The 19,193-nt window shown below is 62.7% G+C and carries 15 protein-coding genes; 13 read left to right on the forward strand and 2 right to left on the reverse strand.

The window, feature by feature from the left end:
- Positions 1-2: 2 nt before the first annotated feature.
- Positions 3-3,281, reverse strand: coding sequence for an EAL domain-containing protein (locus C5F70_RS04160; RefSeq protein WP_104902752.1), 3,279 nt, complete (start codon positions 3,279-3,281; stop codon positions 3-5).
- A 66-nt stretch (positions 3,282-3,347) separates the two neighbouring features.
- The gene (locus tag C5F70_RS04165) at positions 3,348-4,238 is read right to left on the reverse strand and encodes a LysR family transcriptional regulator (protein ID WP_017847706.1); all 891 of its coding nucleotides are present in this window, start codon (positions 4,236-4,238) and stop codon (positions 3,348-3,350) included.
- Positions 4,239-4,385: 147 nt separating this feature from the next.
- Between C5F70_RS04165 and leuC the strand changes: the two genes are divergently transcribed.
- From leuC to C5F70_RS04230, 13 genes are all read left to right on the forward strand, one after another.
- The gene (gene leuC, locus C5F70_RS04170) at positions 4,386-5,804 is read left to right on the forward strand and encodes a 3-isopropylmalate dehydratase large subunit (RefSeq protein ID WP_104902753.1); all 1,419 of its coding nucleotides are present in this window, start codon (positions 4,386-4,388) and stop codon (positions 5,802-5,804) included.
- A gap of 10 nt (positions 5,805-5,814) precedes the next feature.
- Positions 5,815-6,459 (forward strand): 3-isopropylmalate dehydratase small subunit, encoded by a 645-nt coding sequence (leuD, locus tag C5F70_RS04175; protein WP_026140124.1) that lies wholly within the window; start codon positions 5,815-5,817, stop codon positions 6,457-6,459.
- 153 nt (positions 6,460-6,612) lie between these two features.
- On the forward strand, positions 6,613-7,377 hold the full coding sequence (locus C5F70_RS04180) for a class I SAM-dependent methyltransferase (protein ID WP_104902754.1): 765 nt from the start codon (positions 6,613-6,615) through the stop codon (positions 7,375-7,377).
- A 52-nt stretch (positions 7,378-7,429) separates the two neighbouring features.
- Positions 7,430-8,512, forward strand: coding sequence for a 3-isopropylmalate dehydrogenase (gene leuB, locus C5F70_RS04185; protein ID WP_017847702.1), 1,083 nt, complete (start codon positions 7,430-7,432; stop codon positions 8,510-8,512).
- 64 nt (positions 8,513-8,576) lie between these two features.
- Entirely contained in the window at positions 8,577-9,689 is a 1,113-nt protein-coding gene (gene asd, locus C5F70_RS04190) for an aspartate-semialdehyde dehydrogenase (RefSeq protein ID WP_017847701.1), read from the forward strand.
- Positions 9,690-9,864: 175 nt separating this feature from the next.
- Entirely contained in the window at positions 9,865-10,875 is a 1,011-nt protein-coding gene (locus tag C5F70_RS04195; RefSeq protein ID WP_017847699.1) for an aspartate-semialdehyde dehydrogenase, read from the forward strand.
- 162 nt (positions 10,876-11,037) lie between these two features.
- Complete coding sequence (locus tag C5F70_RS04200) at positions 11,038-13,590, forward strand: FimV/HubP family polar landmark protein (protein ID WP_104902755.1); 2,553 nt, start codon at positions 11,038-11,040, stop codon at positions 13,588-13,590.
- Between the two features lie 158 nt (positions 13,591-13,748).
- Positions 13,749-14,573, forward strand: coding sequence for a tRNA pseudouridine(38-40) synthase TruA (truA, locus tag C5F70_RS04205; RefSeq protein WP_046382638.1), 825 nt, complete (start codon positions 13,749-13,751; stop codon positions 14,571-14,573).
- 64 nt (positions 14,574-14,637) lie between these two features.
- Positions 14,638-15,270 carry a phosphoribosylanthranilate isomerase gene (locus tag C5F70_RS04210; protein WP_104902756.1) on the forward strand — a complete coding sequence of 211 codons (633 nt, stop codon included), beginning with the start codon at positions 14,638-14,640 and terminating at the stop codon, positions 15,268-15,270.
- Positions 15,271-15,511: 241 nt separating this feature from the next.
- On the forward strand, positions 15,512-16,432 hold the full coding sequence (gene accD, locus C5F70_RS04215) for an acetyl-CoA carboxylase, carboxyltransferase subunit beta (RefSeq protein WP_017847695.1): 921 nt from the start codon (positions 15,512-15,514) through the stop codon (positions 16,430-16,432).
- Positions 16,429-17,736, forward strand: coding sequence for a bifunctional tetrahydrofolate synthase/dihydrofolate synthase (gene folC, locus C5F70_RS04220; protein WP_104902757.1), 1,308 nt, complete (start codon positions 16,429-16,431; stop codon positions 17,734-17,736). Before accD ends, folC begins: the two co-directional genes overlap by 4 nt.
- Positions 17,720-18,373, forward strand: a complete 654-nt coding sequence (locus C5F70_RS04225) for an SPOR domain-containing protein (RefSeq protein WP_046486756.1) — start codon at positions 17,720-17,722, stop codon at positions 18,371-18,373. The genes folC and C5F70_RS04225 overlap by 17 nt, the downstream gene beginning before the upstream one ends.
- A 257-nt stretch (positions 18,374-18,630) precedes the next feature.
- A complete protein-coding gene (locus C5F70_RS04230) occupies positions 18,631-19,188 on the forward strand; it encodes a CvpA family protein (protein WP_026140123.1) in 558 nt (185 codons plus the stop codon).
- The last annotated feature ends 5 nt before the right edge of the window (positions 19,189-19,193 follow it).

The following is a 19,193-nucleotide window of genomic DNA, read 5'->3' on the forward strand; positions in this document are numbered from 1 at the left end:
CCTCAATCCAGCAAGAGCCTGAACCCTTCTATCGGTAAGGGCCGGCTGTGCAAATAGCCCTGGAACAAGTGGCAGCCCAGCTTTTGCAGGAACGCCAGTTGCTCCGGGGTTTCAACGCCTTCGGCGATCACCCCCAGGTTCAAGCTGCGCGCCATGGCCACAATGGCGCGGATGATTTCGGCGTCGTTGGGGTCGTGGGTGGCATCGCGCACGAAGGACTGGTCGATCTTCAGCGTATCCACCGGCAAGCGCTTGAGGTAGGTGAGCGATGAGTAACCGGTGCCGAAGTCGTCCATCGCAAAACTCACGCCGAGCTTTTTCAGGCGACGCATTTTGCTGATGGTGTCATCCAGGTTCTGGATCACGATGCCTTCGGTGATTTCCAGTTTCAGCAGGCAGTAGGGCAGTGAATGCTGCTTGAGGCTGCGCTCGACGCGTTCGACAAAGTCGTTCTGGCGGAACTGCCGGGGGCTGATGTTCACGCACAGGCTGAAATTCAGCGGGTCCACCTTGCCTTCTTTGATCAATTGCTCGAAGGCGGCGCACGCTTCGTCGAGTATCCAGGTACCGACTTCGAGGATCAGGCCGCTGTCTTCCAGCACCTTGATGAATTCGGACGGCGCCTGCGCGCCCAGTTGCGGATGCTGCCAGCGCACCAGGGCCTCGGCGCCGACGATCTTATTGCCGCGCGCGTCCACCTGGGGTTGGTAATGCACGCTGAATTCGCCGCGTGACAGGGCCAGGCGCAGGTCGGTTTCCATGCGCAGGCGTTCGCTGGCGGTTTTCTGCATGCTGTTGTGGAACATCTGCGTGGCGTTGCGCCCCGAATCCTTGGCGCGGTACAGCGCGATGTCGGCACGTTTGAGCAGGTCGGCCGGGGTCGAGCCATGATCGGGGATCAGCGCCACACCGATGCTCGGCGTGACTTGCAGGCGTTGGCCGTCGAGGAACATCGGTTCGGAGAGCAATTCACGCAGGGTGTCGGCCAGTTCCTGAACCTGGGCGCTGACTTCGGTGCGCGTGCCATCCAGGCCGCTGAGCAGCACCACGAACTCATCGCCGCCCAGGCGCGCCACGGTATCTTCCATACGCACGCTGGCTTCGAGGCGCGCGGTGACGATTTTCAGCACGGTGTCGCCCACCGGGTGACCGAGGGAATCATTGATGTGCTTGAAGTGGTCGAGGTCGAGAAACAGCAATGCACCGCGCAGGTTATGGCGCTTGAGCAGGGCGATCTGCTGGCTCAGGCGGTCCATCAGCAGTGCGCGGTTGGGCAGGTTGGTCAGCGGGTCGTGGTAGGCCAGGTGGCGGATCTGCGCCTGGGCGTTTTTCAGCAGGCTCACATCCCGCGCGGTCAGCAACAGGCAAGGGGTTTCGTTGAGGGTGATCGGCTCGACTGAAACCTCCACCGCCAGCACATCGCCGCGCTTGTTGTGCCAGAGCATTTCCAAATGGCGGATACGGCCTTTGAGTTGCAGTTCGGCCAGCAGCACCGCGCGCTGGTTTTCATCGGCCCAGATGCCGACTTGGTACAGCGTCAGGCCGATGACATCTTCGGCACGAAAACCGGTCAAGCGGCAGAACCCGTCGTTCACCTCCACATAGCGGCCGGTGTCGTGTTCGGTAATGGAAATCGCGTCGGGGCTGGAATGGAAGGCTTTGGCGAATTTTTCTTCGCTGGCCTTCAGCGCGGCCTCGGAGCGTTGCTGCTGGGTAATGTCGCGCAGGGTGGTGACGATGCACGGCTGGTCGCCGACCTTGATCATCCGGCTGGAAATCACGCAGGTCAGGGCCTGGCCGCTTTTGTGGTGCGCGATGATCGCCACGTTGTTCAGCGCCTGGTCGCGAATCACCTGTTCGATGCGTTGCAGGCGCTGGCTCGACTCGTCCCACAGGCCGATCTGTTCGGCGCTCATGTTGATCACTTCGGCGGCCGTCCAGCCAAAGGTCTGGGTGAACGCGGGGTTGATCTCGATGAACTCGCCGTTGTCCAGGCGGGTGACGCAGATCGGGTCGGGGCTGGCCTGGAACAGGCTGGCGAATTTTTCTTCGGAGGCGCTCAGGCGTTGTTCGCGCTCGACCTGGTCGGTGATGTCCAGCAGGGTGCCGGCCATGCGCAGTGGCGCGCCTTTTTCGTCGCGGTACAGGCGTGCTCGGCTTTCCAGGTAGCGCGGGCTGCCGTCTTCCAGTTGTACACGGTAAGTCAGCTGATAGTTGCCGGCCGGGCCTTCGCGCAGGGTGCGATAGGCGTTGCGCATACTCTCGCGCTCTTCCTTGGGCATGCCCTCGAAAAACGCCTCGAACGATTCATGGAACGCTTCCGCCGGCAGGCCGTGCAGTTGGGCGGCGCGGGCCGAGCCGTAGAGCATGCCGGTGGGAATGTGCCAGTCCCAGGTGCCCAATTGCGCGGAGTCCAGGGCCAGGTCCAGGCGCTCCTGGCTGTCTTTCAAGGCTTGCTCGGCGTTTTTGCGCTCGGTGGTGTCGAGAAAGGTGCTGATCAGGTAGGCCTCGCCGTCCAGCTCGACCTTCTGCGCGCAGAGCGTGCCATCGTGGATCTGCCCGTTGCTGGCACAGAATTGCACTTCCATGGTGATGGGTTCGCCCTTGCGCTGGGTGGCCCTGACCAACTGCGCACGCTGTTCAGGGTGGAGCCACAGGCCGAGGTCCAGGGTGGTGCGACCGATGGCGTCGGCGACCGGCCAGCCGAAGAGGATCTGGAAATACTGGTTGGCTTCGCTGATCAAGCCGTCGGACTGGCGGGTGAGCAGGACCATGTTCGGGCACAGGTGAAACAGCGTGGCGAAGCGCTTTTCGGAGTGGCTGAGGGCGTGTTCCCGCTCGCGCTGGCGGGTAGTCTCGCGGATCACCCCGATCATGCGGCGCCGGCCGGCTTTGTCCGGCGCCAGGCTGCCGTTGATTTCCAGCCAGTGCTGGCTGCCATCCGGCCACTGGATGTGGTGGTGCATGGCCTGCTCGAACGGCTCGCCGGCCAGCACCGCGTGAAACGCGCGTATCACCCGGGCGCGGTCTTGCGGCGCGAGCAGGTCCAGGTACTCCAGATCCTTGGGCAACGGTTGGCGCGGGTCGAAGCCGAACAGCGCCTGGGTGCCCCGTGACCAACTGATACGCCCGGTATCGATTTCCCAGCACCATGCACCCAGCCGTGCAGCGTTAAGCGCTGCCAGCAGTTGCGGGGCGCTGTCCCAGCTTTGTTCCGCCTCTTCAGGGTCCAGGGCGTAAATGCGGGGCAGGGGTGGCATAGGGTCGACGGGATTGCGCATTATCAAAAAGCCTTGGCTCGATGGGCGTTCGGCGCGGTTTTATTCAGGCCTTGAGGCCGCACAGCTTCATGCCGGTGTCCCTGGCAGCTCGACCTGTGCATCCAAGAGGCTCATAAAAGCCCGCGCAGCGTTCGACAGCGTCCTTTCGGTATGCACGATATAGCCTAGCTGGCGACTGAGTTGTATGCCCGGCAAAGCGATACTTGTCACCTGATCGTCGAGCATGGTGCGCGGTAATACGCTCCACGCCAAGCCGATGGACACCATCATTTTGATGGTTTCCAGATAGTTCGTGCTCATCGCGATGTTCGGCGTGAGGCCCTGGGCCTCGAACAGACGGCTGACAATGTGATGGGTAAAGGTGTTGCCGCCAGGGAAAACCGCCGGGTGACCGGCGATGTCCGCCAGGGTGACCGAGCCGTTGCGGGTCAGGCTGTGCTCCGGCGCCACCACGAAATCCAGCGGGTCGTCCCACACCGGGGTGGCGCGCACCAGGTTGTGCGGCTCGGGCGCCAGGGTGATCACCGCCACTTCGGCGCGGCCATGCAGGATCTCTTCGTAGGCCACTTCCGAGTCGAGAAACTGAATATCCAGCGCCACATTGGGGTATTGCCGGGTAAAGGTGCGCAGGATCGGCGGCAGGCGATGCAGGCCGATGTGGTGGCTGGTGGCCAATGTGAGGCGCCCGCTGACTTCACCGGTGAGGTTGGTGAGGGCGCGCCGGGTGTCGTCCAGGACGTTGAGAATCTGATAGGCGCGCGGCAGCAGGGCGCGCCCGGCTTCGGTCAAGCCGACTTCACGGCCCAGGCGATCGAACAGGCGCACCTTCAGTTGTTGCTCGAGGCCGGCAATGCGTTTGCTGATGGCCGGTTGGGTCAGGTGCAGGCGCTCACCGGCGCCGGAGAAGCTGCCGGTCTCGGCGATGGCAATAAAAGCATTGAGGTTGGCCAGGTCCATTGTTGTATTCCAGTTGGTAATCCAAAGCATAAAAAATATGAATTTGAGTTATTTAATGTAGCGCCATACCATCAGCCTCACAAGCCAAAGGGTTATTGAATGTCTCAAGACCCGGGGCATAGAAAGACCGCTGATGAGGACCGACTGATGGCCGGCAAAACGCTTTACGACAAGCTTTGGGATTCCCATGAAGTGAAACGGCGCGACGATGGCTCGTCGCTGATCTATATCGACCGTCACATCATCCATGAAGTGACCTCGCCCCAAGCGTTCGAAGGCCTGCGGCTGGCCGGGCGCAAGCCTTGGCGCGTCGACTCGATCATCGCTACCCCGGATCACAACGTGCCGACCACCCCGGAGCGCAAGGGCGGGATCGACGCCATTGTCGACACCGTGTCGCGTTTGCAGGTGCAGACTCTCGACGACTACTGCGACGAATACGGCATCACCGAATTCAAGATGAATGACGTGCGCCAAGGCATCGTCCACGTGATCGGCCCGGAGCAGGGCGCGACCTTGCCCGGCATGACCGTGGTCTGCGGTGACTCCCACACCTCCACCCACGGCGCGTTCGGCGCCCTGGCCCATGGCATCGGCACCTCGGAGGTGGAACATGTGTTCGCCACCCAGTGCCTGGTCGCCAAGAAAATGAAGAACATGCTGGTGCGCGTCGAAGGCCAATTGCCTTTCGGTGTGACCGCCAAGGACATCGTGCTCGCCGTGATCGGCAAGATCGGCACCGCCGGCGGTAACGGCCATGCCATCGAATTCGCCGGCAGCGCCATTCGCGACCTGTCCATCGAAGGCCGCATGACCATCTGCAACATGTCCATCGAAGCCGGTGCCCGCGTGGGCATGGTGGCGGCGGACGAAAAAACCGTCGAGTACGTCAAAGGCCGTCCGTTCGCCCCCAAAGGCGCCGACTGGGATGCCGCCGTTGAGGCCTGGAAAGACCTGGTCTCCGACGCCGATGCCGTGTTCGACACCGTGGTGGAACTGGACGCCAGCCAGATCAAGCCGCAAGTCAGCTGGGGCACCTCGCCGGAAATGGTCTTGGCCGTCGACCAGAACGTGCCGGACCCGGCCAAGGAAGCCGACCTGGTCAAGCGCGGTTCCATCGAGCGCGCCTTGAAGTACATGGGCTTGAAAGCCAACCAGGCGATCACCGACATTCAGTTGGATCGCGTGTTCATCGGTTCCTGCACCAACTCGCGGATCGAAGACCTGCGCGCCGCGGCAGTGATCGCCAAGGGCCGCAAAGTCGCCTCGACCATCAAGCAGGCCATCGTGGTGCCGGGTTCGGGCCTGGTGAAGGCCCAGGCCGAAGCGGAAGGCCTGGACAAGATCTTCCTCGACGCCGGTTTTGAATGGCGTGAACCGGGCTGCTCCATGTGCCTGGCGATGAACCCGGACCGCTTGGAGTCCGGCGAGCATTGCGCGTCGACCTCCAACCGTAACTTCGAAGGGCGTCAGGGCGCCGGTGGGCGTACTCACCTGGTGAGCCCGGCCATGGCCGCCGCCGCTGCCGTCAACGGTCGTTTCATCGACGTTCGCGAATTGATCTGAGGAATACCCGATGAGAGCTTTTACCCAACACACTGGTCTTGTCGCGCCGTTGGACCGTGCCAACGTGGACACTGACCAGATCATCCCCAAGCAGTTCTTGAAGTCGATCAAGCGCACCGGTTTCGGTCCCAACCTGTTCGACGAGTGGCGCTACCTGGACGTGGGCTACGCCTATCAGGACAACTCCAAGCGCCCGCTGAACAAGGACTTCGTGCTCAACGCCGAACGTTACCAGGGTGCCAGCGTGCTGCTGGCGCGGGAAAACTTCGGCTGCGGCTCCAGCCGCGAACACGCGCCGTGGGCCCTGGAAGAATATGGCTTTCGCAGCATCATCGCGCCGAGCTACGCCGACATCTTCTTCAACAACAGCTTCAAGAACGGCTTGCTGCCGATCATCTTGAGCGATGCCGAAGTGGATGAACTGTTCAAGCAAGTGGAAGCCAACCCCGGCTACGAACTGACCGTCGACCTCGCCGCGCAGACCGTGACCCGTCCGGACGGCAAGGTGTACCACTTTGAAGTGGATGCCTTCCGCAAGCACTGCCTGCTCAACGGCCTGGACGACATCGGCCTGACCTTGCAGGACGGCGATGCGATTGCCGCGTTTGAAACCAGGCACCGGGCCAGCCAGCCTTGGTTGTTTCGCGACGCTTGATGTGATGTAGGCAGGACCGCCGCCATCGGGAGCAAGCTCCCTCCCACATTTTGATGTGTGAACACCTTCAAATGTGGGAGGGGCGGTGCGACGATTCGACTTGCCCCCGATGGGGCCAGAACAAACACCACAAGGTCCATTGAGGAAACTCCCATGACCCACACCGTCCACACCCAAGTCGTGCAAAAACAATTCGGTGAACAGGCCTCGGCCTACCTGAGCAGTGCCGTACACGCCCAAGGTACTGAATTTGCGCTGCTCCAGGCCGAACTGGCCGGGCACGGCGCTGCGCGACTGCTGGATCTGGGCTGCGGCGCCGGTCATGTCAGTTTCCATGTGGCGCCGCTGGTAAAAGAAGTGGTGGCCTACGACCTGTCGCAGCAGATGCTCGACGTGGTCGCCGCCGCTGCCGCAGACCGTGGCCTGGGCAATATCCGCACGGTCCACGGCGCTGCTGAGAGCTTGCCGTTCGCCGATGGCGAATTCGACTTCGTGTTCAGCCGCTATTCGGCGCACCATTGGAGCGACCTCGGCCTGGCCCTGCGCGAAGTGCGCCGGGTGCTCAAGCCGGGTGGCGTGGCGGCGTTTGTCGATGTCTTGTCACCGGGCAGCCCGCTGTTGGACACTTACCTGCAAACTGTCGAAGTGCTGCGCGACACCAGCCACGTGCGCGATTACTCCGCCGCCGAATGGATGCGCCAGCTCAGCGAAGCCGGTCTGCATGTGCGCAACAGCAGCCGCCAGCGCCTGCGCCTGGAATACACCTCGTGGGTCGAGCGCATGCGTACGCCAGCGCCTTTGCGTGCGGCGATTCTTGAGCTGCAACAGGCAATGGGCCAGGAAGTCCGCGATTATTACGAAATTCAAGCCGACGGCACCTTCAGCACCGACGTGCTGGTGGTTTGGGCCGAACGCTGAGTATTTTTCCCGACCTGCCCCAGGGCGGGTCGCATGATGAAATGAGGAACGCATGAGCAAGCAGATTCTGATTCTCCCAGGCGACGGTATTGGTCCGGAAATCATGGCCGAAGCGGTCAAAGTCCTGGAACTGGCCAACACCAAGTACAACCTGGGCTTCGAATTGAGCCACGACGTGATCGGCGGCGCGGCCATCGACAAGCACGGCGTGCCCCTGGCCGACGAGACCCTGGACCGCGCCCGTGCGGCCGACGCCGTGTTGCTCGGCGCCGTGGGTGGCCCGAAATGGGACAAGATCGAGCGTGACATCCGCCCTGAGCGCGGCCTGCTGAAGATCCGCGCGCAACTGGGCCTGTTCGGCAACCTGCGCCCGGCAATCCTCTACCCGCAACTGGCCGACGCGTCGAGCCTCAAGCCGGAAGTGGTGGCGGGCCTGGATATCCTGATCGTGCGCGAGCTGACCGGCGGTATCTACTTCGGCTCGCCGCGCGGCGTGCGCGAGCTGCCGAATGGCGAGCGCCAGGCCTACGACACCCTGCCGTACAGCGAGAGCGAAATCCGCCGTATCGCCCGGGTCGGTTTCGACATGGCCCGCGTGCGTAGCAAGAAGATCTGCTCGGTCGATAAGGCCAACGTCCTGGCCTCCAGCCAGCTGTGGCGCGAAATCGTCGAAGAAGTCGCCAAGGACTACCCGGACGTCGAACTCAGCCACATGTACGTCGACAACGCTGCCATGCAACTGGTGCGCGCGCCGAAGCAGTTCGACGTGATCGTCACCGACAACCTGTTCGGCGACATCCTGTCCGACCAGGCGTCGATGCTCACCGGTTCCATCGGCATGCTGCCGTCGGCGTCCCTGGACACTAACAACAAGGGCATGTACGAGCCGTGCCACGGTTCGGCGCCAGACATCGCAGGCCTTGGCATCGCCAACCCGCTGGCGACCATTTTGTCGGTGTCGATGATGCTGCGTTACAGCTTCAACCTGGGCGACGCGGCGGATGCCATCGAGAAGGCCGTGAGCCTGGTGTTGGACCAGGGCTTGCGCACCGGAGACATCTGGTCGCAGGGTTGCACCAAAGTCGGTACGCAAGAAATGGGTGACGCAGTAGTCGCCGCGTTGCGGAATCTGTAATCTCTCGGGCCCGCTTGCAGTTGTTGCTGCAAGTCGGCCCACTTTTTAACAAGGTGTAGTTGCGATGAAACGTGTAGGTCTGATCGGTTGGCGCGGTATGGTCGGTTCCGTGCTCATGCAGCGGATGCTGGAAGAGCAGGATTTCGATCTTATTGAGCCGGTGTTTTTCACCACTTCGAACGTGGGTGGCCAAGGGCCGTCCGTGGGCAAGGATATTGCGCCGCTCAAGGACGCCTACAGCATTGAAGAGCTGAAAACCCTCGATGTGATTCTGACCTGCCAGGGCGGCGACTACACCAGCGAAGTGTTCCCCAAGCTGCGCGAAGCCGGCTGGCAGGGTTACTGGATCGATGCCGCGTCCAGCCTGCGCATGCAGGACGATGCGGTGATCGTGCTCGACCCGGTCAACCGCAAGGTCATCGACCAGCAACTCGACGCTGGCACCAAGAACTATATCGGCGGCAACTGCACCGTCAGCCTGATGCTGATGGGCCTGGGCGGCTTGTTCGAAGCCGGCCTGGTCGAGTGGATGAGCGCCATGACTTATCAGGCGGCGTCCGGCGCCGGCGCGCAGAACATGCGCGAACTGATCAAGCAGATGGGCGCGACCCACGCGGCGGTCGCCGATCAACTGGCCGACCCGGCCAGCGCGATCCTCGACATCGACCGCCGTGTGGCCGAAGCCATGCGCAGCGACGCTTACCCGACCGAGAACTTCGGCGTGCCGTTGGCCGGTAGCCTGATCCCGTGGATCGACAAGGAACTGCCGAACGGGCAGAGCCGTGAAGAGTGGAAGGCCCAGGCCGAGACCAACAAGATCCTCGGTCGCTTCAAGAGCCCGATCCCGGTGGACGGCATCTGCGTGCGTATCGGCGCCATGCGCTGCCACAGCCAGGCGCTGACCATCAAGCTGAACAAAGACGTACCGATCGCCGATATCGAAGGGCTGATCAGCCAGCACAACCCTTGGGTCAAGCTGGTGCCGAACAGCCGCGAAATCAGCATGCAGGAGCTGAGCCCGACCAAGGTTACCGGCACCCTGAATGTTCCGGTGGGGCGTCTGCGCAAGCTGAACATGGGCACCCAGTACCTGGGCGCGTTCACCGTCGGCGACCAGTTGCTGTGGGGCGCGGCCGAACCGCTGCGGCGCATGCTGCGGATTCTGCTGGAGCGTTGATCGCTTGAGGCACTAAGAAAAACCCGCGACTGGTGACAGGCGCGGGTTTTTTGTTGGCTTTCAGGAAGGCATCGGGAGCAAGTCGAATCGTCACACCGCAAGGCCCAGCCCAATTGCCTCACCCCCCACCACCCGGTAAAGTGCCGCTCCCCCCGCAATGCCCGAGGCAGCTCCCATGACCCAGACCTTTGATATCGCCGTGATCGGCGCCACCGGCACCGTCGGTGAAACCCTGGTGCAGATCCTCGAAGAGCTGGCTTTCCCGGTGGGCACCCTGTACCTGCTGGCGGGCAGCAACTCCGCGGGCGCGTCGGTGCCGTTCCGTGGCAAGAACGTGCGCGTGCGGGAAGTCGATGAGTTTGACTTCAGCAAGGCGCAACTGGCGTTTTTCGCCGCCGGCCCGGCGGTGACCCTGAGCTTCGCCCCACGCGCCACGGCGGCCGGCTGTTCGGTGATCGATTTGTCGGGCGCATTGCCGGCCGCGCAAGCGCCTCAGGTGGTGCCGGAAGCCAATGCCCATGTGCTGGAGGGCTTGAAAAAGCCGTTCCAGCTCGGCAGCCCGAGCCCGTCCGCGACCAACCTGGCGGTGGTGCTGGCGCCGCTGCGCGGGATTCTGGATATCCAGCGTGTCAGCGTTACCGCCAATCTGGCGGTGTCTGCCCAGGGCCGTGAAGCAGTCAGCGAGCTGGCGCGCCAAACCGCCGAGTTGCTGAATGTGCGCCCGCTGGAGCCCAAATTCTTTGATCGGCAGATGGCATTCAACCTGTTGGCACAAGTCGGCACGCCGGATGCCCAAGGTCATACAGCGCTGGAGAAACGTCTCGTACACGAACTGCGCGCGGTGCTGGAAACTCCTTTACTAAAGATTTCTGCGACTTGCGTTCAAGCCCCGGTGTTTTTTGGCGATAGCTTGACTGTGTCATTGCAATTGGGTTCGCCGGTCGACCTTGCCGCCGTCAACCGTGCGCTCGACGCCGCAGCGGGTATCGAGCGGGTGGAGGAGGGGGATTACCCGACAGCGGTGGGTGATGCCGTCGGCCAGGATGTAGTCTACGTCGGACGAGTGCGTGCGGGGGTGGACGATCCGGCGGAACTAAATCTGTGGTTGACGTCAGATAACGTGCGTAAAGGCGCCGCACTGAATGCGGTGCAGCTGGCGCAGTTGTTGATAAAAGGCCTTGTGTAAAAGATACTTGGCGGCAATTTGTAGATTGATTCTAACCAGGCGCTATGCTTGGCCCCAAGCAGGAACAGTTGCGTGTCGGTGACCTATCGGCTCGCCGTGCCTTATGGCAACGGTTACCAACCTTCTCGCAGGCCGGGGAGTGTTCAAACAAAGGATGAGGCTATGGTTCAAGTTCGCAAACTGGTGTTAGCAATAGCGGCCGCCTCGGCGCTGTCCTCCGGTATGGCGCAGGCGCTGCAGCTGGGGGAGATGACCCTCAAGTCGAAGTTGAACCAGCCGTTGTCGGTGGAAATCGAATTGCTCGACGTCGGCGGCCTCACGGCCTCCGAGATCACCCCGAGCCTGGCGTCGTCCCAGGCGTTTGTCGATGCCGGCGTCGATCGCCAGGCGTTCCTCAATGACCTGACGTTCACCCCGGTGATCAACCCGGCCGGGCGCAGTGTGGTGCGTGTCACGTCCAGCAAGCCGCTGCCTGATGCCTACGTGCGGTTCCTGCTGCAAGTGCAATGGCCCAATGGCCGCTTGATGCGTGACTACAGCGTGCTGCTCGACCCGGCCAAGTTCGACCAGTCGACGCCGACCAACAGCGCAGCCACGCCGCGTTTGAGCGCGCCCGCGTTGAGCGTGCCAGCCCAGCACACCACCACGGCCCGTGACACGCTGTGGGAAATCGCCGAGAAGCACCGCAATGGCGCTTCGGTGCAGCAGACCATGCTGGCGATCCAGGCACTCAACCCTGACGCTTTTATCGGCGGCAACATCAACCGTCTGAAAACCGGCCACGTGCTGCGCCTGCCGGATACCGTACAAAGCACGGCGTTACCGCAGTCCAAGGCCATTGCCGAAGTGACCGCGCAGAACGTCGCCTGGCGCCAGGGCCGCCGTGCCGCGCCCCATCAGGCGGCCGGTAAGCAACAACTGGACGCCACCAAGCGCACCCAGGCTGGCAATGCGCCGGCGAGCACCAACGCCAAGGATAACTTGAGTCTGGTTTCGGCCGACTCCGCCAAAAAGGGCGCGAAGGGCAAGGCGGGTGATGGTCAGGCCCTGAGCGACAAGCTGGCGATGGCCCGGGAACAGCTCGACACCACACGCCGTGACAACGAAGAACTGAAAAGCCGCGCCGCAGACCTGCAGAGCCAATTGGACAAGCTGCAAAAGCTGATCCAGCTGAAAAACGATCAACTGGCCAGGTTGCAGGCTGAAAAAGGCGCCCCGGCAACCCCGGCGACTGCGGTCATGCCCGCGCAGTTGGCAGGTGAGCCGCCGGCCGCTGCAGTCGCGCCCGCTGAGCCGGCCGCCACTGCGGCCCCGGTGGCCGAGCCGATCAAGCCCGACGCCGTGCCTGCGACCAGCGAAGACAAATTCAACGAACTGCTGACCAACCCGATTGTGCTTGGCGTCATCGGCGGCGCAGCCGGCCTGGTGGCGTTGGTGCTCCTGTTGCTGTGGGCGCGTCATCGCAATGCCCGTCGCGCAGAAGAAAAGCACCTGCGCATGGCGCGGGCCCTGTCCGAAGAGCCGGAATTCACCTCGAACATCGACCTTGATCTGCCACCGGACAGCTTCGCTGGTCTGGAAGTACCGGCACCGAACGTGACGTTGGCCGCCGCGCCTGCGCCTGCGCCGGCACCTGTGGTCGCGCCGGCAGCGGCACCAAGCGCGGCCTCGGTGCTTGCGCCACTGGCTGGCGCCGTAGCGCCGGAAAACACCAATGATGCGCTGGTCCAGGCCCAATCCCATATCGACCGCGGTCACTTGAACCAGGCGGCCGATGTGCTGGAACAAGCCATCAAGTACGAACCCAAGCGCAGCGACCTGCGCTTGAAGCTGATGGAAGTCTACGGCCTGCAGAACGACAAGGACGGTTTTGTCGTCCAGGAGCGTCAGTTGGTGGCCAATGGTGAAAACCATGCCCAGGTCGAGCAGCTCAAGTCGCGCTTCCCGGCCATGGCCGTGTTGGCGGCGGGAGTGAGTGCCGCCGTGGCCGCCGCCGCGATGGACGCTCAATACGTCAAGGATCTGCTGGAAGACAAGCCGGCCGCCGCGCCGCAAGCGACGGCAGAAGCGGAGCCGTTCGATACTGATTTCGATCTGAGTCTGGACGAGCTGGAGGCGGCTTCGCCAGCGGCGTTGGACAAGACCGATCAGCAGACCTTCGAAGCGCTGCTGCAGCAACAGACCGATGCCAAGCCGAGCCCGGAAGATCTGTCGGACTTTGACCTCGACCTGCAACTGGACCCGCCGGCGTCCCAGTCCGATGACGACTTCCTCTCGGGGCTTGAAGATCAGATGAAGGACGTGTCGCCGGTCGAACCGCCGACCCTGACCCCGGCCGCCCTGGACGACCTCGACCTGCCGGAAGACTTCGACCTGTCCCTGGCTGACGAGCCGGACGCCCCGGCGGCCAAACCCGATGCGTTCGCCTCGGAGCTGGATGACGTCAACGCCGAGCTCGATCGTCTGTCCCAGAGCCTGGAAAACCCGCCGATCGAGCCGTCCTTCACCGCTGAAGACGCGGCGCTGGGCGGTGACGAACCGGAGGTCGACTTCCTCTCCGGCACCGATGAGGTCGCAACCAAGCTGGATTTGGCCCAGGCCTATATCGACATGGGCGATACGGATGGCGCGCGGGATATCCTTTCCGAAGTGCTGACCGAGGGTGATGAAACCCAGCGCGGCGAAGCCAAGGAGATGCTTGGCCGACTGGTGTAATCGCCACGGGGTGACCCAGACGGCGGCCTTCGGGCCGCCGTTTTGCATTGCCGGTACCAAACACATGGCGTCTGGGGCGCAGCGCCTTATAATGCCCGCCTTTGCGCAACTCATCAGGCTCTCAGTTCTTGGCAAATATAGATAACCCGGCTGCCGAAATGGCGGCTGCAGGCTTTTACCGCATCGCCCTGGGCGTGGAATACAAAGGTTCGCGCTATTGTGGCTGGCAGCGCCAGGCGTCCGGCGTGCTGACGGTGCAGGAAACCCTGGAAAAGGCCCTGTCCAGAGTCGCCGACTCGCCGGTATCGCTGATGTGCGCCGGGCGTACCGACGCCGGCGTCCACGCCTGCGGCCAGGTGGTTCATTTCGACACCCAGGCCGAGCGCTCGATGAAAGCGTGGGTGATGGGCGCTAATATCAATTTGCCCCATGACGTCAGTGTCAGTTGGGCCAAGGTCATGCCGGCGCACTTTCATGCGCGCTTCAAGGCGATCGCCCGGCGTTACCGCTATGTGATCTACAACGATCAGATCCGCCCGGCGCACCTCAACGAAGAAATCACCTGGAACCACCGCCCGCTGGATGCCGAGCGCATGGCCGAAGCCGCGCAGCATCTGGTTGGCGTCCACGATTTCAGCGCGTTCCGTGCCGGCCAGTGCCAGGCCAAGTCACCGATCAAGGAAGTCCATCACTTGCGGGTGACGCGTCACGGCAAGATGATCGTGCTGGATATCCGCGCCGGAGCGTTCCTGCACCATATGGTGCGCAACATTGCCGGTGTGTTGATGACCATCGGCACCGGCGAGCGCCCGGTGGAGTGGGCCAGGGAAGTACTGGAAAGCCGTATTCGGCGGACCGGCGGCGTCACGGCGCATCCGTTTGGCCTGTATCTGGTGGAAGTGGAGTACCGCGACGAGTTCGAGCTGCCGCAGCGCTTCATCGGGCCACACTTCCTCACAGGTTTCAGCGAACTTGGCGGCTGACGCCCGGAAAAGCTTTTGTTACCATCCGGGACTTTCTCGGTTCAACCCCTGAGGTTTCCACGACATGTCAGCCGTTCGCAGCAAGATTTGTGGGATTACCCGCATAGAAGACGCGCTGGCGGCAGTCGAAGCGGGGGCGGATGCCATCGGTTTGGTGTTTTATGCCAAGAGCCCGCGGGCGGTGAATGTGCTGCAGGCGCGGGCGATCATCGCCGCACTGCCGCCGTTCGTGACCACCGTGGGCTTGTTCGTCAATGCCAGCCGCTGCGAACTCAACGAAACCCTGGATGCCGTGCAACTGGACATGTTGCAGTTTCACGGCGATGAAAGCCCTGACGAATGCGAAAGCTACCAGCGTCCGTATATCAAGGCGTTGAGAGTCAAGGCCGGGGATGATGTCGCCGGCGCTTGCGCGGCCTACACCGGCGCGCGCGGGATACTGCTGGACACCTACGTCGAAGGCGTACCCGGCGGCACCGGCGAAGCCTTCGATTGGTCGCTGATCCCCGAGGGGTTGAGCAAACCGATCATCCTGGCCGGCGGGCTTACCTCCGCCAATGTCGCGGCGGCGATCGAGCAGGTCCGGCCGTATGCCGTGGATGTCAGCGGTGGGGTAGAGCAGGGCAAGGGCATCAAGGACCACGGCAAGATTCGCGCATTCATGCAGGCTGTGCGCAACAGCGATGGCGTGATGTGACGGCTGGCAGTCTGCCGCCGTCCATAACTACCACTGTGTAAAACAGCCCGGTGCCACCTGCGGGAGGCCCGGAAATGAAGTGGCAACCCTGCACGGGGTTGTCTGGAAGGCTGAGGAAACATGCGGGAAATGGCTGGTCGAACGTCTGACCCCGTCCTGCATGTGTCATCGCCACATATGAATTTAGCTCAAGGGCATACGCGGGGCTGTGTTCAAGCCACCGGTACTGGAGAAAGAAAGCATGAGCAACTGGTTAGTAGACAAACTGATCCCTTCGATCATGCGTTCCGAGGTGAAAAAAAGCTCGGTTCCTGAAGGTCTGTGGCACAAATGCCCATCCTGCGACGCGGTGTTGTACCGCCCGGAGCTGGAAAAGACCCTGGACGTTTGCCCTAAGTGCAACCACCACATGCGTATCGGCGCTCGCGCGCGCATCGACATTTTCCTCGACGCCGACGGCCGTAACGAGCTGGGCGCAGACCTCGAGCCGGTTGACCGCCTCAAGTTCCGTGACGGCAAGAAGTACAAGGACCGCCTGACCGCTGCACAGAAGCAGACCGGTGAGAAAGACGCGCTGATTTCGGTCAGCGGCAAGCTGCTGGGCATGCCGGTCGTGGTGTCGGCGTTTGAGTTCTCCTTCATGGGCGGTTCCATGGGTGCCATCGTCGGCGAGCGTTTCGTGCGCGCCGCCAACTACGCCCTGGAAAACCGCTGCCCGATGATCTGCTTCTCAGCCTCCGGTGGTGCGCGCATGCAGGAAGCCCTGATCTCCCTGATGCAAATGGCCAAGACCTCCGCGGTGCTGGCGCGTCTGCGGGAAGAGGGCATTCCGTTCATCTCCGTGCTGACCGATCCGGTGTACGGCGGTGTTTCCGCCAGCCTGGCGATGCTGGGCGACGTGATCGTCGGCGAGCCCAAGGCCCTGATCGGCTTTGCCGGCCCGCGTGTGATCGAGCAGACCGTTCGCGAAAAACTGCCGGAAGGCTTCCAGCGCAGCGAATTCCTGCTGGAGCACGGTGCGATCGACATGATCATCGCCCGTGGCGAGTTGCGTCCACGCCTGGGTAGCCTGCTCGCGCAAATGATGGGCCTGCCGACGCCGGTCTACATCGCGCCGAAGGTTGAGCCGATCGTCGTGCCGCCGGTGCCTGCAAACCTATGACCCAACGTACCCTGGGCGAATGGCTCGCCTACCTTGAGCAGTTGCATCCGTCCGCCATCGACATGGGCCTGGAGCGCTCGCAACAGGTAGCGGCCCGCCTCGGGTTGGGCCGCCCGGCGCCGCGAGTGATCACGGTGACGGGGACCAACGGCAAGGGCTCGACCTGTGCCTTTGTCGCAGCGCTGCTGCAGGCCCAAGGCCTGAAGGTCGGCGTGTACAGCTCGCCGCACCTGCTGCGCTACAACGAGCGGGTGCAACTCAATGGTGTGGAAGCCACTGACGAGCAGCTCTGCGAAGCCTTCGCCGCGCTCGATGCCGGGCGCGGTGAGATTTCCCTGACGTACTTCGAGATGGGCACTCTGGCGGCGTTCTGGCTGTTCGAACGGGCGCGCCTGGACGTGGTCGTGCTTGAAGTGGGCCTGGGCGGGCGCCTGGATACGGTCAACGTGGTGGATGCCGACCTGGCGCTGGTCACCAGCATCGGTGTCGACCATGTCGACTACCTGGGCGATACCCGTGAATCCGTGGCCTATGAAAAGGCCGGCATCTTCCGCCAGGGCAGGCCTGCGCTGTGCGGTGACCTGGACCCGCCGCAGACGTTGCTCGACCGGGTGCGGGAGCTGGATTGCCCATTCTTCCTGCGCGGGCGTGAGTTCAATCTTGAGGTCGGTGCTGAGCATTGGCAGTGGCGCGGGCGTGATGCGCGCGGCCAGCTCGTAGAGTTGCATGACTTGCCGCTGCTGAACCTGCCGATGGAAAACGCCGCGCTCGCTCTGCAAGCCTATCTGCTATTGGATCTGCCGTGGAATCCTGCGCAGATTGCTCGTACATTGCTGGCGACGCGGATCGTTGGGCGTCTGGATCGCCGAACCTTCGATTGGCAGGGCAAGCGCCTGAACCTGCTGCTGGATGTGGGGCACAACCCCCACGCCGCCGAATACCTCGCGCAACGCCTGTCGCGTACAGCGCCGGTCGGTCGCCGCCTGGCGGTGTTCGGCTTGCTGGCCGACAAGGATCTGGAGGGCGTAGTGACGCCGTTGCTGGGGAATGTCCAGGCCTGGGCCGTGGCGCCCCTGGACACGCCGCGTAGCCGTCCGGCCGCCGAGCTTGAGGCGGCCTTGCAGAACCTTGGTGCGCGCGTGGCGTCGTATGCAAGTGTCACTGCGGCCCTTGAAGCGCAGTGTGCGGTTGCCACGCCCGAGGATGAGATTCTGTTGTTCGGGTCATTTTATTGTGTTGCCGAGGCGCTCGAATGGTTGGCCCGGCGCTCCACGGAGGAAGCTGCACATGGCATTACTGGATAGCGCATACAAGCAGCGGATGGTCGGTGCCCTGGTGCTGGTGGCCTTGGCGGTGATTTTCCTGCCGATGCTGTTTTCCCGTCAGGACGAACAGCGCCAGGTGGTCGTCGAGGCCCCGGCAGCGCCCCAGGCGCCGGCCGTGCCTCAGGTGCAGGTTGAGCCGGTGGTGGTGCCTGAGCCGCAGGCATTGCCTGAAGAAGAGCCGGTGCCGGCCGATGAGGAGTTGGCCGCGCAGCCGGCCCCTTCGATGCCGGTGCAGCCGAGTGTTCCAGTGGTCAAGCCGGCGCCTGCCGTCGCTGCCAAGCCCGCCGCGCCAGCGCCTGCCCCCAAGCCGGTCGCGCCGCAACCCGCTGCGCCGGGCAAGCCGGACGTGGGTCAGAGCCGTATCGACCCGAATGGCCTGCCGATCAGTTGGTCGATCCAGTTGGCCAGCCTGGCCAATCGCGAAAGCGCCGAGGCCTTGCAGAAAAAACTGCGCAGCCAGGGCTACAACGCTTACATCCGCAGCGCCGATGGCAAGAACCGCGTGTTTATCGGGCCGTTGATCGAGCGTGCCGAGGCGGACCGCCTGCGCGATTTGTTGGGGCGTCAGCAGAATCTCAACGGTTTTGTGGTGCGTTTCCAGCCTGAACGCGGCTGAGTTCACGCCGCTTTCAGCTTGGAATGCAGTCAAATGTGGGAGGGGGCTTGCCCCCGATGGCGGTCGATCAGTATCGGTTGTGCTGACTGACCCACCGCCATCGGGAGCCAGCCCCCTTCCACTTTGGTTTCGAGTGGGCCTTGAAATGCGCTTAACTCGTCACAAACTATTGTTTTGCAAAGCACCCGCAATCACAGCTTACCGATAGCCCGGCGCTCTGCTAAAATGCGCCGCCTTATCCGTCTGTAGGCTGCACCGTGCCATTTACCTGGGTTGATTGGGCGATCGTCGCAATCGTCGCCATCTCCGCTTTGATCAGTCTAAGCCGCGGCTTCGTAAAAGAAGCACTGTCGTTGCTGACCTGGATCATTGCAGGAGTCGTCGCCTGGATGTTCGGCGGTTCGCTGTCGGTCTACTTGAGCGGGTACATCGAGACACCTTCGGCTCGCGTCATCGCGGGCTGCGCCATCATGTTCATCGCCACGCTGCTGGTGGGAGCAATGGTCAATTATCTTATTGGCGAGTTGATACGTGTCACCGGCCTCTCCGGGACCGATCGATTTCTCGGCATGGCCTTCGGCGCTGCGCGTGGCGCGTTGCTGGTGGTCGTGGCGGTCGGGCTGTTGAGCCTGGGGCCAGTACAGCAGGATTCGTGGTGGCAGGAGTCGGTACTCGTGCCAAAATTTCTATTGGTTGCAGATTGGTCCAAGAACCTCATTTTGGGGTGGAGCAGTCAGTGGCTGGCCAGCGGGATCAGCGTGCCCGCTGATCTTCCGTTCAAGGAGCACCTCTTACCGGCCAAAACGCCTCAGTAAGCAGT

The sequence above is a fragment of the Pseudomonas sp. LH1G9 genome (assembly GCF_002949975.1).
Taxonomy (GTDB): domain Bacteria; phylum Pseudomonadota; class Gammaproteobacteria; order Pseudomonadales; family Pseudomonadaceae; genus Aquipseudomonas; species Aquipseudomonas veronii.